Consider the following 15,484-nt stretch of genomic DNA (forward strand, 5'->3'; position numbering starts at 1 on the left):
GAAGGGGCAGGCTGGTCATTTCCTTTCCGAAGGACTGCGCTGGCAGCGGTAGCGGGAGTTGTGGCTGCTGCGGTGCTTATAGTGTTTAAGCAGGTTCTCGTGACCTTTGGGGTACAGGGACAAAAACACGCAACGAGAGCTATCTCCGGTAGCACGGCTACTGATTAGGACGTTTTAGGGTTAAGTTTTGGATGAGTTGAAACCGTTTCTGGTCTTTACGATTATGAGCAAGTGTGTAAGGAAGTCGCCTTGGACGATGCTTTTTCGGTACCCGAAACGACCCAAGGAAGCTTTCACCATGGGTATTGTCGACATCGTCAGGCTGTGCTGCAAAGTGGACGATGTCGATAAGACCTTCGAACCACACAACTTGGCCACGCTCACAGCAGCGAGTCTGCGCCACGTCTAAGCAGCGGCAATCTATGCCTGCGTGAAGTTATGACGATCCTCATCGCATTCTATACGTCACGCTATCGAGACTTCAAAGCCTACAATCAGGCTCATAGATGCCAATCCTGGTGCTCAGCGTTCCCATAACCGGTGCGCTATCCGCACGTTGTCGGTCTGATGCGGCCCGCGCTTGCCCCACAGTGCTTCTCCCCGCGCCGTCTGTGCAGGCAATGTGCGGGCATCTTGTTCATTGCTTCGACGCCGCGATAGTAGTCTGCCACAACGCACGCATCCATCACCACCAGGACGTTTGCTGGCTTGGCCGCACGCTCGACCAGACCGCACGACTGGCTGGTCGTTGGCTTCAAGATCGAGTAGAGACGTTGCATTGCAACGTCTCTACTTTTCCTTCCTCATCCGAAGGCTGTTTGGCAAGCGGTTCGGCGACATGGGCTATTGACCGGCGTCAATGATCAAACCATTGCTCGCATCCTATAGCACGCAACTGATTGACAGGCTCAAACACACTAGGCGGGTCGTCTGATGCTGCGAGCGAACAGGTTGGGATTTTGTCGTTGGACTATTGCGGAGACCATCTTTGACCACCGCAAGTCTAGCTCGCCGCGTGTCACCCGCGCTATCGCAACCTGCCCAACGTTCGAGTCAATTTGGTCTGTGGGATCATCGCCTCCTGCCATTGGCTGAAGAACCCATTGTTGCTACTGCATGCTGTGTGTGCTGACCAGCCAGTCTCTCAGGCTTATACATAACTCACGTTACTCTTGTATATCTGCTTCCGCATACGATCTTTGTATCAGTATCTACACTTCATCTGATCGTAAATCCATGCATAAGTCTTTTCCATACCTTCGCGCAATGGTGTAGAAGGTTCCCAGTGCAGAAGCTGCTTGATCAGGGTATTATCTGATGAACGTCCACGCACCCCTTGTGGAGCATTCAGATTATATCTGCGGCGCAAGCGCACACCGGCGATTTCCTCAACAATATCCACCAACTGATTAATTGTCACCATCTCGGCGCTGCCGAGATTGATTGGATCGACGATTTCTGACGACATGATCATCTGAGATCCCTTCACACAGTCGTCTATGTACATGAAACTACGTGTCTGCTGACCATCACCCCAAATTTCAATCTCGCGCTGACCACTCAGTTTTGCGTGAATAACCTTTCGACAAATTGCTGCTGGCGCCTTCTCACGCCCGCCTTCAAAGGTTCCGTGCGGCCCGTAGACGTTGTGATACCGCGCAATCCTGGTTGTCAGGCCAAAATCTTCTCGAAAATGACGACACATACGCTCACTGAAGAGTTTTTCCCAACCATAGCCATCTTCTGGCATTGCCGGATATGCATCAGACTCCTTCAACCCTGGATTATCGGGTGAGGTTTGTTTATCTGCCGCATACACGCACGCTGATGACGCAAAAAAGAACCGCTCAATACCGATTTCAGCCGCACTCTGCAAGAGATGGGTGTTAATCAAAACCGATAGCATGCAGAGTGCTTTATTGTTTTCAATGAATCCCATTCCGCCCATGTCAGCCGCTAGATTATACACCCAATCGACTCCTTGCATGGCTTGTCGGCACGCCTCTCTTTCTCTAAGATCTAACACGAGATTGCGCGCTTCCGGAAATAGTTGATACCAGTCCTTTCGAGGCTTAATGTCGACCGCCACCACATCGTGTTCTTGTTTAAGGAGATCCTTGACGAGATGACCACCGATAAATCCACCAGCACCGGTAACGAGAATGCGCATCCGAACCTCCTACAGCTACTTTTGTGGGTCGTCTTTCTGGATCGACAAATACCTATTGCTTGTTAAGCAATTCCCTTGTGGCATAGATCAGGAATAATGGGACAACTTCTATATACCGGCGATACAGACGTTTAGGTTCGACCGACAGCCTGAATAACCATTCCAGACCGGCGTGTTGCATCCAGGCTGGCGCCTGCCTGACTCGGCCGGTATGAAAGTCAAATGCAGCACCTACGGTGATGATGAAGCGAGCGTTTGTACATCGGGCAAGTTCAACGGCGAATCGCTCTTGTTTGGGCGTGCTCATACCTATCCAAACAACGCTAGCGCCAGCTCTATCTATCTCAGCACCAAGCGCCCGAAACTCTTGCTCAGCTAACGGACGGAATGGCGGACTAACAGCTCCGACCACCTGTTTGTTACCAAACTTTCTGGCGCAAACCTGTTGTAATTCGATAGCTACTCCAGGTTTTCCACCGCACAGATAATGGCAAATAGTCCTATCGTGCGCTGTGGCGCGCATCAGAGCAGCAAAAAAATCGGGGCCATAGCAGCGCTGCATCGCTTTTGCGCCTTTTAGTCTTCCTAACCACACAATAGGCTGACCGTCTGGCAAATTCAAGAAGAAGCTTTGCAGTGTAGCGGCAAAATGTGGATCTTTCTGCGCAACGACCAGACCATGCGCACTGGTCGCACTAATGCACCGTGTAACACGATCGTCCTCTTGCTGTAGCATGTGTAGCACCAACGAGACTGCGGCCGAGATGTCTTGATTGTGAAATGGTATAGACAATATAGTGGTTGAAGGCTTCATAGTTAAGACTGGTCGCGACCTGATGTCACTGAGTAGTTAGTACATTATACCATAAATTGCGTTAATGTTCAATGCGGGTAACGTTAGAGCGGTATGCAATCTCAAATAAGAAGTATGTTCGAATATCACGCTGTTACTTCGTGCCAGGGTAAACCTAGCTTGTGCTATCAAAGGACAGCTATTGCTTGATTGGTGCTATTAGTAGCTTGTGACTATCAGCAACTTGTATAAGTGTTTGTTAGTTGTAAAATTCGCGCAGAGCATGTATAATGATCGAGAGAGAATTGCTAAAGCTCAGACTGTGGTATTGGCTGAGTCGTGGTACTAAATCATAGATTCATGTCAAAAAAAGAGGTAGATAGTATGAGTAAAACTTTTGGCGTTATTATGTATAGTGTCAGCTTCATTATCGGCTTAGTAGTTTTTTTTGCATATTCTGGTGTAAGGCAATATGGTATGAACGTTGATGAAGCTACGTGGATTACAGTCAGTCAATGGTCGTTTCAAAAATTTTTTGTGGAGCGTGATTTCGACACCGATGAATGGCTAACACTTTATGGGACATTTGGTTTGCATACTCCCAATGCTGCAAAACTTGTTATGGGAAGTTTTCTGAGCAGCCAGGGTTTCCGGCTAGAACGGCAATGTCACTGGGATTCCAAGCTGTCATCTGATGAGAATAAAACCGTTTTATCAGAATGTCTGGGAGATCGTCTGCGCTTAGCCAGAATTCTTTCTTCCATACTTGCCAGTGTAACCGTTAGTTCCATGTTTATACTTATGATCACTCTTCTGCCTAGTCGATGGAATTGGGTGGGCGGTTTAGTTACCTGTAGCGCTCTTTTTGCTCATCAAGCAATGCGTGAGGCAGGTAGATATGCGCTTATTGATATATATATGCTCTTCTTCTCGACTATTGCGTTCGTTATTCAGTGCTGGTGGCTAAGGTTTGGTCGCCGCTCAATAGCGAGTGCCGTCGGCTATGGTTCTCTGGTTGGTACTGTGATTGGGCTAGCGGTTGCGTCTAAGTTGAGTGGCGCTTTGACTGCAATCAGCGTAGTTGCAGTAGCAATAGCGGATTATTGGATTCGGCGGGATAAATATGCTGTATTTTTCGCAAGCATGTTGATTATCTGGCCACCACTGATATTTCTGGCAATCAATCCTCAGCTTTGGCCCAATGTCTGGGAAGGAATTTATCTCATGCTATTTCATCGTAGCATAATAATAGACTATCTTGATGAATTGGGATTGATACACATTGAAACGCTTTCTGAGAGCTTAAATTGGTTTTTCATCAGGGTAATCTGGGATAGTATTCGTGTAGCATCTTTGGGTAACACAACGCCCTATGTTGTGGGAGTTATATCAACATTACTATACTTTGCCGGTTTTCTGGCAATGATATGGCGTTCAAAAGATACATGGCCGTTCCTCGTTTATGGGATTATTACCATTTCAGGTACTCTCGTGTGGGTGCCAACTCCAACTTTACGTTATTATCTGCCGGCTGTACCGTTTTTTGCTTTTGGGGTTGGCACTTTAACTTCCACATTGCTCGAAAAAATGAACGCGTCGCGATCTGACTGTAGTAGTGATAGAGGTGATTCATGAGATCGAAAAGATTTCTGATATTGTGGCTGGCAAAAGCAAGGACACCGACACTTACGATGTTCATTTGTCTCACTATTATTTTCTCAATAGCAATTGCGCTTAGTGGCTCTCTCGATATCCATCGAGGGGCATCTCTGCTTGACCAGGCGGATGGTATAGATGCATCACATCCAGAACTTCTTGCCGAAGCTATTGTCTATTTGCAACCCGCTGCTGAGCACGAGTCGAATGATCCACTGACGCTGCGCTATCTTGCTCGAGCATACCGCGCCAGCGGGCAACAAGAAAAGGCGATTACAGTACTCGAACGGGCGCGCTATCTAAATCCTAATAGTCTTCTGGTGAAGTGGGAATTGGTCTTTGCTTACCGTGATGCGGGTCGACCAGATTATTTGCTTGAAAAAGAACTAGGCTATTCTCCGGAAGCCTTAATTGTGGCGGCTGAGCAGGGACTAGAGTCGGAGCACTATCAGGAGACTCTACAACTGTATAGTCATTTAGCTAAACATTGGCCAGAGCATTACTCGCAAGAGATGGCCTTTTGTCACTTGATTGCTGCAATATCATTGTTAGATGGACTTCCTGATTTTCTTCGCGAGTCTGAGGAGAAATTCACCAGGTACTATGCGGTAGGAGATGGGATACCGCATAGTATCGTTCCAGGATTTGAACTTCGTTGGGTGTACCCAAATTGTGGTACTTTGCTAAATAGTCAGCATGGTGGTGCAGATGCCATCTTTTGGTGGGGAGGGCGTGGATCTATCATCGTTGAGGTTCGTCAACCAGGCTTATACCAATTTCATGTTTCTGCATTAAATGACGATCCTCCACCGGTAGAAATGTTGTTCGGTATCAATGGGCGTCCTGTGCATTCTGTGTCTTTGACCAAGGGCGATCGTTCTTGGGAAACTATCGTCCTAACAATCCCTCTTTCCAAGTCTGTTGTCAGTTTTGACGTCTGGTTCGTCAACGATTTTGCCGATCCAGTTGTCGATCGAAACGCTTCGATTAGCCAGGTAGAGATCGTCAGGGTTCAGTTTGATAGTGACGGCTCTTAAGTGCTGTCTGACACGAGGTCTGTGTAATAACAGCAACTTAACTAGAGTTAGCTGTGGATGGAACGTGAGACTCTAGTCGATATAGAAAACAGTAGCTGTGGATTCTAATCCCTGTACTAGACGCGGGTTAGACTGAATTCTATCTCGATTAGAAGTTGACATGGGAGATATTTGCTAAAATTTATTATCAAATTGTACGTATGAGATACTATCAATCTCTGACTGTGAGATTGATTTCTTTCTTTTTTTCTTCTAAAAATCTCTCGCTAACGATTAGAGTGTAACAATACACAAACAGTACCCAGAGCAAACCACTCCCGCTCGCATTTGAAACGGTAAATGTGGAATCAGCAGTGTTGATTGATAAGATGAACAGTAAGAAGGATCCAGTGAAAGTAATAACAAAGATTCGGCTGTCAAGATTGTTAAGATCTGAAAATACGGATTTCAGTAACATACCGCTAATCTGGAACAGCATGAAGAGGAAAACGAATAGACCAATGACTCCTAGCTCTACCCACATATGGATATATCCATTATGAGCCTGACCTGCCCAGTTAAAATCTTCGGAGACGAATTGATAGATTGTTCCTCCTTGCCAGAAAGAACCAAATCCATAACCAAGAATCGGTTTCCGGCTAATGACATTGTTTAGAAGATTTTCCCACAGCAGAGTTCTTCCAGTGAAGGTCGAATCGCGACCAAGCAGCTCTAGAACTGGAATATAGAATAGTACAGCAACAGCGGTAATTAGAATAAGAATAAACGATACTAATGAAAATTTTAGTACTGAGCTTCCACGCAACAGCATGTTCATCTTCAGAACGACGAGATACAAAACAGCAATAATTACTGAAATTATGGCCGTAACGTATGTTGTTCCAACCAATGTAGCGATCGAGCAGCAAAGAATGCATCCCAGAAGTATTTTGTTTGTGGTGTTTCTTTTCATGAAGAGCATGTAAGTTAACGCTACAATTGTAGTCAGTCCAGTGACGTATCCAAGACTGTCTCTGCCAGCGGTAACACCTTTCCAGGCTTCTACCGAAGTAGCAATACCTGTATACATCCTTTCATCCCGAATTTCTAATGCCCAATCTGCGCCAGCCAGGACAGCGATAAAACTGCTGGTGGTAACTATGACGAACATCCAGCTAAGTAATCGTATTACTGTGTCAAAGGAGTATCGTGTCGCCAGCAATATGCCGTATAGTGACGCAATTGTGACTGCTACGCTTCGTTGAAGAGTTGTCATTGGTATGTCTGACCAGGCTGCTGAGACGAACGACAGGCAAATCAGTAGAAACAGTGGCCAGGAATAGTTAATAGTCTTGACAATTCGTCGTAGATGAAATATAGTGAGCAGAGAAGGTGAGAATCCAATCAGTGCTAGAATCTGTAGACTGAAGTCGCGCTCGCCAGCGTCCATTTTTCCCAGCTCAGTAAGACGGGCTGCCGCGAAGAAAGCACTGGACAGGATAGTTACTGAGATGAAATGCCACGCGAGTTCTATTGACCGAAGTTTTATCTTCATCTTCATGGCTGTGTGCTTTTCCGAGTCTCAATATCATATCATGTCAGAACGAAAGTAGCACGAGCACTGCATAATCGACTTGTATTATATCATATACCATCCCTGCGCAAGCGCATTGTTGTTTCCAGGAGCAATTTAGGGTTGCTTGATCTTAGTCACTTTATGTATAGGGGTACTATTGCCCTGATCCTGGTTTGGTGTTGGTGTTGAACAGCGAACTAGTATATGTTATAATGAGACGGTAGTTGTCACGAACAAAATTATCACGAACAAGCAATTGTCCATAATTCTCGGATAGTTTATGATTTTACTTCTGCAAAGCAGTAGAAATATGTTACAAAGGTGGTCTCTGAGAGTAGGTTTTGCGTTGATTGATCAGGCGCTTTTTTCGGGAGCAAATCTTATTTTAAATATATGTCTTGCTCGTTGGACTAATGTGACAGAGTATGGCGCTTTTGCTACAATCACAGCAGTGTTTTTAATTCTGACCAGTTTTTACGATGCATTTGTACTGGAACCTATGATGATTATAGGTCCATCAAAATACGGAAGGAACTTTGGTGGCTACCTTAGTGCACTTGTGTTGATTCATTTACTTATCACAATGTTCTTTGGCTTAGTTTTATTTCTGATATCGAGATTCTTGTTTCCGCAGAGCTCCCTACAAAATGGTATGTTAGTTGCAGGCATATCAATGCCAGTCATTTTATTCGTTTGGTTTGCTCGTCGAGCAGGCTACACGATTGGTCGTCAGGGTCTTTCTGCCAGCGTGAGTTTGACCTATTTCATTGTACTCATCATCTCCGTCATGGTACTTCTGACAATAGGCCACCTTTCAACCCCTACAGCCTGGGTCTGTCAAGTTATTGCTGGGATGATGTCAGCTTTCACTTTTCTTCTACAGACGAGAATCCTTGTTATTCCTTCTACTACACTCCTGCGAGAAGTTGCGATAGCACATCTCTCATACAGTTGGTGGATTGTCTTGAGTTCAGTTTTCTCAATAGGAGTGTACCATGTACAATCAATAGTATTGGCTATGTTAATTGGCCTTGATGCTGCCGGCGCAATTCGCGCCATATCTATTCTTACCTTTCCTGCTACTCATATCATTAGCGCTATTTCTGTTCTTGTACTACCAGTGATCGCAAATGATTTTGGTCGTGGTGATTTGGAGTCAGTGCGGAGTCGTAGCTTTTCAGTGATGGGCGTTTTAGCTATCTTTACTGGGATATATCTACTTGGTTTGGTTCTTTTTGCTAATGAATTAGACATAATTGTTTATGGAGGAAGATATACTGAGTATATGGGACTTTCCGGTGTTTTAGGATTAATTCCGGTCTTCTCTGCAGTGACTCTGGGATTCTCTTTAGTACTTCGCGCTATCCAACGTCCGGAACATTACCTCATATCTACTTCTATCTCTGGTGGTTTAGGTTTTATATTCTCTATTTCTCTTACTTCTGCTTTTGGCTTAATCGGAGCGGCGGTTGCAATGATTATTCCGTACCTTTCTGCAGCTATCGTCAATTATTTGATGTATAAAAAATGGTTTCCAAAATATGATTGTTCGGATGTGGATCGTTATACAAATAGCTGAATGTTAAAATCTTTCATGTAATGTTAGGAGAAGTAATGTGAGAATAATAATGACCTATCACTATTCTTTGCAGACTCCCGGTGGTGGAACTGTAGGTCTGTTACAGATCGCCCAGCATCTATATGAATTAGGTGTTCAGGTGATCCTGGTTCCAGTAAGACAATCAAAAGTGCCTAGCGATCTTCCAGTGGCAGTGAGACATGCGAAACCTAGCAAGCTGCACTCTGTACTTGATAGCATAGGGGTTTTTCGGGTAGTCAGAGAACTTATCTATAAATATGATGTTTCGTCAGTTATCGGTTGGTGGCATGAAGTTGCTTTTCTTCCAGACTTTCTTCGCCATGCTGGCATTCCTTTCGGAATGATAGCTGCTTTCCCATCATATCGTAATTGGTTTTCCCGGAAAAAGAGTTTAGGACACACGATCGTGGATTGGTGGTTCAGGAAACGCCCTTTGCTACTGGCAAACATGGTGTTTGCCCTGTCTGAATTTACGAAAAAGGAGCTAACATGTCTGCTTGGGCTGTCAGACAATCGAGTAAAGGTTGCTTACTGGGGAGTGAATCCGAATTTCTTCACAATTTCTAGAACTCAAGAACAAACTATTGAAAGGCTTTTGTTTTTCGGATCGCTTAGTCCACACAAAGGTATTTTTGATCTTCTGCACGCGCTAGCACTATTACCGGCAGATCTGAACTGGCAATTGCGAGTCGCAGGGTGGGGTGGTGAAAAAGCAGTTCTTGCTCTCGCTCGCACATTGAGTTTGGACAGCAAGTTACGGTTGCTGGGAACTCTTGATCACAGGGGTCTCAGGCAAGAATTGGAATATGCGCAAATGGCTGTGCTGCCATCTCATTATGAGTCATTTGGCCTTGCAATTGCTGAGGCGCAGGCTGCTGGTTTACCGGTTATTAGTTGCAAGACTTCTGCTATTCCAGAAGTTGTAGAAAATGGTAGAACTGGCCTATTGGTTTTGCCTGGTGATATTCCCGCTTTATCTAATGCGATCCTATCGCTCATTCGAGCGCCGCAGCGGGCTTATGAAATGGGTTTGGCTGGACGTGAAAGAGTTCAGAAGCTGTTTTCATGGAAACGAACTGCGCAGATTATTCTGGATACGATAGCATCTGAGCATCAGAACAGATGTGTAGTTTAGGCTCCTCAGTCATGTTTTTTTCTCACAAATCATACAATTTCTTCAGGAATACTGTGAAGTGGCGAGGATAACATGCGAGTGATTGTTATTGGTCATAGTTACATGGTCGATGTCAATCAAAAAAAATTGGACTGTCTGTCTGCTTTGAAGGAGGTTAAAGTTGGATTGATTGCGCCGAAAAGTTGGCGCGAGGGTAGCTGGAGAAAACGTTTCGTCTACCGGCCATACTTTTCATCTTTCCAACAATATACGAGTACAGTATTGTTTGAAGGGCGTGCTGGAGCTTACCTTTATCCAACATCTTTTCTTCGTCGTGTGTTCGATAGCTTTCAACCTCAGCTTGTGCATATTGAGCAGGAAGTTTTTGCTTTATCGGCTCTACAGCTTTCTATCTTTGCGCGGCTTTACAATCTGCCAATAGTTGTATTTGGTTGGGAAAATGTAGATCGACCTCTTGGGTTTCGCCAGTGGAGCGTTTCAATGGTTCTACGAATGATGTCAATGTTTATCGGTGGGAGTAGTGGGGCAATTGCATTGATACGGCAGTGGGGTTATAAAGGTCCGGTATCCGTTCTACCGCAGTTTGGTGTAGATACTCTGCTGTTTCAACCAGGTGAAGTTTCTCCCAAGCCGGAACCTTTCGTTGCTGGCTTCGCAGGAAGGTTGGTTAAAGAGAAAGGAGTTGATGTTTTAATCGAAGCTCTAAATGTTTTACGATCGAAAAATTACAACATAAAATTGCTGATATGTGGAACCGGACCGGAACAGGAGCAATTAGCGTACCATTGTCGTAACCTTGGAATTTTCGATTATGTTGAATTTTTGCCTGCTTTAGCGCATAGCCAGGTTCCAGAGTTTATGCGGCGTCTGCACGTTCTGGCGCTCCCTTCCCGTAGCGTTCCTCGTTGGAAGGAGCAATTTGGTCGCGTAATCATCGAGGCTATGGCATGTGGCGTCCCTGTTGTTGGCTCGGACTGTGGTGCTATCCCTGAGGTTATTGGTAGAAATGACCTGATCTTTCCAGAGGGTGATGCTGCAGCCCTGGCATCTATTCTAGAGAAACTTATTCTTTCCTCAACTGAGAGTAACGGATATTGGAACGCTGTCCGTGCATATGGTCTTGCTCGAGTGCAGGAACGTTTTTCAATGGAGCGAGTGGCAATAGATCATGTTGATATATGGAAGCAAGTCCTCAGTAAAGAAGGTTATAGAAGGTATAACTGAGAAGGATGTTACATGCTGAACAAACCAGTGGATAGTTAGGGTAGTGCATAAGTTCTGTTGGTTTGCTTATATGTTCCTCACCATCTTAACTCACTATTGAAAGGAGAGCATGATGGAAAAAAGTGATACAGTTACCCGATTATTCGAACGCTACAACGCATACACGCGTCGCCCTACTGTACAAGACCCAAGAATGCGCAGGGTGATCTTTCAGTCACTGAACAGAATTCTGTCCTCATGGTTGCCGCCAGATCCGAATGCATCGATACTTGATATTGGCTGCGGAGAGGGATCGCTACTGGCTTTTCTGCGCGAGCGCGGATATGCCAATCTGGCTGGCTTTGATATTTCTCCTGAGAACGTGGCGATTTGTCACCAAATAGGTCTCCATTTCGTGGAGCAGGCTGACGCGCTTCGCCTTGGCGAACGATATCCGGACGAACGCTTTGACGTTATTTTTGCGCTCGATTTGCTGGAACATTTGCCAAAAGGACGCGCTGCTTCATTTCTAGCGGATGCGCGTCGCTGTTTGCATCCAGGAGGCTTTCTAATTATTCAGACTCCGAATATGGGATGTGTCTTCGGTTATTACTGTCGCTTCAATGACCTTTCCCACGAGTTTGGCCTGACCGAAAAATCGGCGCGCGATCTTATGATGGTGGCCGGTTTTCAAGATCAAGATGTGGAAATCCGGCCTTCCTGGAATGCAACTACGCTATTGGGATTCACTCGTGAATATTACTTGCGACTGATCCATCGATTGATCTTTCTGGCTGAGGATTCTAGTCGACCCCGGATTCCGACAAAGAATCTACTTATTCGGGCGAGGAAAGCATGAAGGTTCTGTTTGTGTCACTGGAGTTGTATAACCCGGCTCATCTAGGAGGAATACAGCGTTTTAACCAGCGTGTGGTGCGCGCTCTTACTGAACTCGGTTGCGAAGTTCGCACAATAGCGCTTTGGGATCGCGCAGAGGATACCAGGGCAGCGCTTACCCTTCACTTCCCTGGTCGGCGACGTAAAATCTGGACGACACTCAAATATATTGAACAAGTAACCTCTTTTGATCCTGACATCGTTCTATTTGGTCATGTCCTGCTCGCGCCACTAGCCGCGCTCGGTCGCTGGTTGCGATCGAAGGGGAAACAGGCATTATTCGTGCATGGCTACGAGGTTTGGAGCCTTCCATTTCGAGATGTTTCAATGTTGGAACGTTTAATAGTCCGGCGAAGTTTTGATCGGATTATTCCTGTAAGCCGAACAACGCGAGATCGTATGGATCAGGTATACAGGCTTGGCCTCGATAGATACCGTATATTGCCAAATGCGATCGATATTCCCGAGACGAGCCAGATGAATGCACCATTAGACCGTCAAAGCGACCACATTATGCTTACAGTTGCTCGCCTGGACGATCACAGTCGAAAGAAAGGGATCGATCAGGTTATTCGGGCACTATCGAACATTTGTCACCGGTTTCCGCTAGCGCACTACGTTATTGTGGGTGATGGGCCGCTGAAACGCGAGTTAGAGGAGCTGGCAATAGCCTGCGGTGTACGCGAACACGTTACTTTTACGGGCCGTATTCCAGATTGGGATCTCATCGATTTGTATCGCAGGGCTGATGCGTTTGTTATGCCGTCTAAGCAAGAAGGATTTGGTATCGTATATCTGGAAGCCTGGATCCATGGCGTTCCAATAATTGTTGGAAAAGACGATGCTGGGGCAGAATTGGTGACGCATCGCGAGAATGGCCTTGTTGTTGACCCTGAATCGATTGATGATATTGCGCAAGCGATCAATTGGCTCTTCGATAATCCTGAAGACGCGCGCAGGCTTGGATTAGCGGGCCGCGATACGGTCAGGCAACAATATCTGCATGAGCACTTTCGTAACCGGCTGGCAGAGATATTGGAGGAACTATGTGTGGGATAGCTGGGATTGTAGCTTCTGAAGTTGACTTAGAAATAGTCAGGAAGATGCTTCAGGCAATGTCGCATCGAGGTCCAGACGATACCGGTTTAGAAAAAATCCAAGCATATAGCCGATGCGCAGTGTTTGGAGCAGTGCGGCTTGCAATTATTGATCTTTCTCCAGCCGGGCACATGCCTATGATCGATGAGACAACAGGAAATATTATTGTTTTCAACGGTGAGATCTACAACTTTCGGGAGCTTCGGAGTAAGTTGGAGGCACTTGGCGAAACATTTTGTTCTTCCACGGACACAGAAGTGGCTTTAAAAGCGTATAAGCACTGGGGTTCGCATTGTCTCCAATTGTTTCGGGGAATGTTTGCATTCGCTATTTGGGATGCCGGTCGTAAAGAGCTATTTTTGGCGCGCGATCGGTTTGGCGAAAAACCGCTATACTATGCGCGATTTTCATCTCAGGGTTTTATCTTCGCTTCAGAGGTGCGCGCTTTGCTGGCTAGTGGTCTACTGCCCCACAGATTAAATCCTGATGCTGTGAAAAATTTTCTTTGGAATGGTTTTACGGTTGCTCCTCAAACAATAGTTGCTGGAGTGAGGTCCTTGCTTCCTGGTCACTGGATTCGGGTAAAATCCGATGGAGCAATAGAGGAAAACTGCTATTGGCGTCTCCCTTCTTCTAGGCAAGAATCGAGCAGTGCGAATCTGGTTGAGCTATTAACTGAATTGGAGATGGCTGTCAAACTTCGATTGGTCAGCGATGTTCCATTGGGAATTTTCCTGTCAGGAGGGCTAGATTCTTCAGCCGTTACTGCATTGGCGTCTCGTTGTCAAAGGGAAATAAGAACTCTTTCAGTCGCTTTTGAAGAGGCTGACTACGATGAAAGTGTTTTCGCGCGGCGGGTAGCAAATAACTATGGCGCTCATTACGAAGCTATCTTATTGAGTAGACAACTATTCTCTGGATGGATACAAGACAGTGTTGCTGCTATGGATCAGCCCACCTTTGATGGGGTAAATACGTATGTCATATCTCGAGCTACAAAACAAGCAGGTCTCACTGTGGCTCTTTCGGGGATTGGCGGTGATGAGCTGTTTGGAGGATATCCGCATTTTCGAACTATGCTGATGGCAAGAAAGCTACTAAGTATTGCTCGTAGATTGCAACCCGGCTTATCCCATATATTAGCAACCCTGCCAGGATCAGCGTCGGGATTGGGCAAATTATTTGCTTTGGTTAAAGTAATCATGCGGAAAATACCCAACGATAGCAAGATGTTGAGCATAGCTGCATATCAAGCTACGCAATTGCAATTTCCTCCGGATCTTCAACAGCAGCTTTTACAACCCGACTTTGCAGACGCGACAACAATGAATTCAGGATCCTGGTTTGGTTTGCCATCTGAGTTCGTCAGTTTCATATCTTCAGAACTCTATCCGAGCGATGACGATTTAACTACCATCTCGCGGCTATCATCGAGATTGTTTCTTGGCGAGAGATGCCTCAGAGACGCCGACTCGATGAGCATGTCTGTTTCGTTAGAAGTGCGCCCGATTTTCACCGATCACGTTTTTGTTGAGACAGCCTACAAAATTCCAGGGTCGATACGATGCCAGGGCGCGCCAGATAAACCTTTCCAGTATGATATGTTGCGATCACGTCTTGGTGAATCGTACACTTATCGTCGAAAGCAAGGTTTTATGCTGCCTTTCAAGAAATGGTTAAGAAAACCCGAAATACTTGAGATAATTAAAGATACTCTAACCGACCAGATAACGGTGACTATGGCGGGTCTTAACCCGATCGCAGTACAAAAGGTTATGGATGCATTTGAAGCCAAGCGTATACCCTGGTCGAGGCTATGGTTATTGTTTGTCTTGTGTCGATGGTGTCGGCAAAATGGAGTGCAAGCTGTATGAGAGTAGTAATTGTGCATACCTACTACCAGAAACCCGGTGGTGAAGATCAGAGTGTATCTTCTGAAGCAGGAACCTTGCGAAATCATGGTCACGAAGTTTTACTATTTACGCTACATAACCGTGCCCTTGCAGACATGTTCCCAACGCGCCAGGCTGCGTTAACACTATGGAATGATCAAGTCTATCGTAGTCTGCGAGCTATGATCCGGCGGTTCAAGCCGGATGTAGTTCACATTCACAATACTTTTCCACTGGCGTCACCCGCTGCCATTCATGCAGCCTGGATAGAGCAGGTGCCGGTGGTCGTGACTCTACGCAACTATCGGCTTCTCTGTCCGGTAGCGCTCTTCTACCGAGACGGTCAGGTATGTGAAGCGTGCCTGGGCAAGGCAGTTCCCTGGCCCGGCGTTCTCCACGGGTGCTGGCGCGGACGGTTGCCAAGCGCGGTGGTGGCGGCAATGCTGTC

At 46.0% G+C, this 15,484-nt stretch carries 12 protein-coding genes; 9 read left to right on the forward strand and 3 right to left on the reverse strand.

From position 1 onward, the window contains the following. Positions 1-1,204: 1,204 nt before the first annotated feature. Positions 1,205-2,170, reverse strand: coding sequence for an NAD-dependent epimerase/dehydratase family protein (locus tag Q0650_RS01785; RefSeq protein WP_298815297.1), 966 nt, complete (start codon positions 2,168-2,170; stop codon positions 1,205-1,207). Positions 2,171-2,222: 52 nt separating this feature from the next. Further along, positions 2,223-2,984 (reverse strand): WecB/TagA/CpsF family glycosyltransferase, encoded by a 762-nt coding sequence (locus Q0650_RS01790; protein WP_298815299.1) that lies wholly within the window; start codon positions 2,982-2,984, stop codon positions 2,223-2,225. 339 nt (positions 2,985-3,323) lie between these two features. Here Q0650_RS01790 and Q0650_RS01795 point away from each other — a divergent pair, with 339 nt between their 5' ends. Both Q0650_RS01795 and Q0650_RS01800 read left to right on the forward strand, forming a co-directional pair. Beyond that, positions 3,324-4,598: a phospholipid carrier-dependent glycosyltransferase gene (locus Q0650_RS01795; protein ID WP_298815302.1), complete on the forward strand. Its 1,275-nt coding sequence runs from the start codon at positions 3,324-3,326 to the stop codon at positions 4,596-4,598. Positions 4,599-4,618: 20 nt separating this feature from the next. Continuing rightward, positions 4,619-5,656 (forward strand): tetratricopeptide repeat protein, encoded by a 1,038-nt coding sequence (locus Q0650_RS01800; protein ID WP_298815304.1) that lies wholly within the window; start codon positions 4,619-4,621, stop codon positions 5,654-5,656. 211 nt (positions 5,657-5,867) lie between these two features. Here the strand turns inward: Q0650_RS01800 and Q0650_RS01805 are convergent, their stop codons facing one another. Further along, entirely contained in the window at positions 5,868-6,911 is a 1,044-nt protein-coding gene (locus tag Q0650_RS01805) for an O-antigen ligase (protein WP_298815306.1), read from the reverse strand. A gap of 580 nt (positions 6,912-7,491) precedes the next feature. Between Q0650_RS01805 and Q0650_RS01810 the strand changes: the two genes are divergently transcribed. The 7 genes from Q0650_RS01810 to Q0650_RS01840 all read left to right on the forward strand — a co-directional run. Then, the gene (locus Q0650_RS01810; protein ID WP_298815308.1) at positions 7,492-8,790 is read left to right on the forward strand and encodes a polysaccharide biosynthesis C-terminal domain-containing protein; all 1,299 of its coding nucleotides are present in this window, start codon (positions 7,492-7,494) and stop codon (positions 8,788-8,790) included. 49 nt (positions 8,791-8,839) lie between these two features. Next, positions 8,840-9,946, forward strand: coding sequence for a glycosyltransferase family 4 protein (locus Q0650_RS01815; RefSeq protein WP_298815311.1), 1,107 nt, complete (start codon positions 8,840-8,842; stop codon positions 9,944-9,946). Positions 9,947-10,018: 72 nt separating this feature from the next. After that, on the forward strand, positions 10,019-11,170 hold the full coding sequence (locus Q0650_RS01820; RefSeq protein ID WP_298815313.1) for a glycosyltransferase: 1,152 nt from the start codon (positions 10,019-10,021) through the stop codon (positions 11,168-11,170). A 109-nt stretch (positions 11,171-11,279) separates the two neighbouring features. Beyond that, on the forward strand, positions 11,280-12,008 hold the full coding sequence (locus tag Q0650_RS01825) for a bifunctional 2-polyprenyl-6-hydroxyphenol methylase/3-demethylubiquinol 3-O-methyltransferase UbiG (RefSeq protein WP_298815315.1): 729 nt from the start codon (positions 11,280-11,282) through the stop codon (positions 12,006-12,008). Further along, the gene (locus Q0650_RS01830; protein ID WP_298815317.1) at positions 12,005-13,105 is read left to right on the forward strand and encodes a glycosyltransferase family 4 protein; all 1,101 of its coding nucleotides are present in this window, start codon (positions 12,005-12,007) and stop codon (positions 13,103-13,105) included. The genes Q0650_RS01825 and Q0650_RS01830 overlap by 4 nt, the downstream gene beginning before the upstream one ends. After that, positions 13,093-15,018, forward strand: coding sequence for an asparagine synthase (glutamine-hydrolyzing) (gene asnB / locus Q0650_RS01835; protein WP_298815319.1), 1,926 nt, complete (start codon positions 13,093-13,095; stop codon positions 15,016-15,018). The genes Q0650_RS01830 and asnB overlap by 13 nt, the downstream gene beginning before the upstream one ends. After that, a partial coding sequence (locus tag Q0650_RS01840; RefSeq protein WP_298815321.1) for a glycosyltransferase occupies positions 15,015-15,484 on the forward strand: 470 nt, incomplete at its 3' end. The genes asnB and Q0650_RS01840, both read left to right, overlap by 4 nt.

This window comes from uncultured Chloroflexus sp., from assembly GCF_937129525.1.
GTDB lineage: Bacteria > Chloroflexota > Chloroflexia > Chloroflexales > Chloroflexaceae > Chloroflexus.

What these genes read in the sequence shown, in the direction of transcription:
- Q0650_RS01785 (WP_298815297.1), bottom strand. Translation starts at nt 2,170, where the DNA reads ATGCGCATTCTCGTTACCGGTGCTGGTGGATTTATCGGTGGTCATCTC.
- Q0650_RS01790 (WP_298815299.1), bottom strand. Translation starts at nt 2,984, where the DNA reads ATGAAGCCTTCAACCACTATATTGTCTATACCATTTCACAATCAAGAC.
- Q0650_RS01795 (WP_298815302.1), top strand. Translation starts at nt 3,324, where the DNA reads ATGTCAAAAAAAGAGGTAGATAGTATGAGTAAAACTTTTGGCGTTATT.
- Q0650_RS01805 (WP_298815306.1), bottom strand. Translation starts at nt 6,911, where the DNA reads ATGACAACTCTTCAACGAAGCGTAGCAGTCACAATTGCGTCACTATAC.
- Q0650_RS01810 (WP_298815308.1), top strand. Translation starts at nt 7,492, where the DNA reads ATGATTTTACTTCTGCAAAGCAGTAGAAATATGTTACAAAGGTGGTCT.
- Q0650_RS01815 (WP_298815311.1), top strand. Translation starts at nt 8,840, where the DNA reads ATGACCTATCACTATTCTTTGCAGACTCCCGGTGGTGGAACTGTAGGT.
- Q0650_RS01820 (WP_298815313.1), top strand. Translation starts at nt 10,019, where the DNA reads ATGCGAGTGATTGTTATTGGTCATAGTTACATGGTCGATGTCAATCAA.
- Q0650_RS01825 (WP_298815315.1), top strand. Translation starts at nt 11,280, where the DNA reads ATGATGGAAAAAAGTGATACAGTTACCCGATTATTCGAACGCTACAAC.
- Q0650_RS01830 (WP_298815317.1), top strand. Translation starts at nt 12,005, where the DNA reads ATGAAGGTTCTGTTTGTGTCACTGGAGTTGTATAACCCGGCTCATCTA.
- asnB (WP_298815319.1), top strand. Translation starts at nt 13,093, where the DNA reads ATGTGTGGGATAGCTGGGATTGTAGCTTCTGAAGTTGACTTAGAAATA.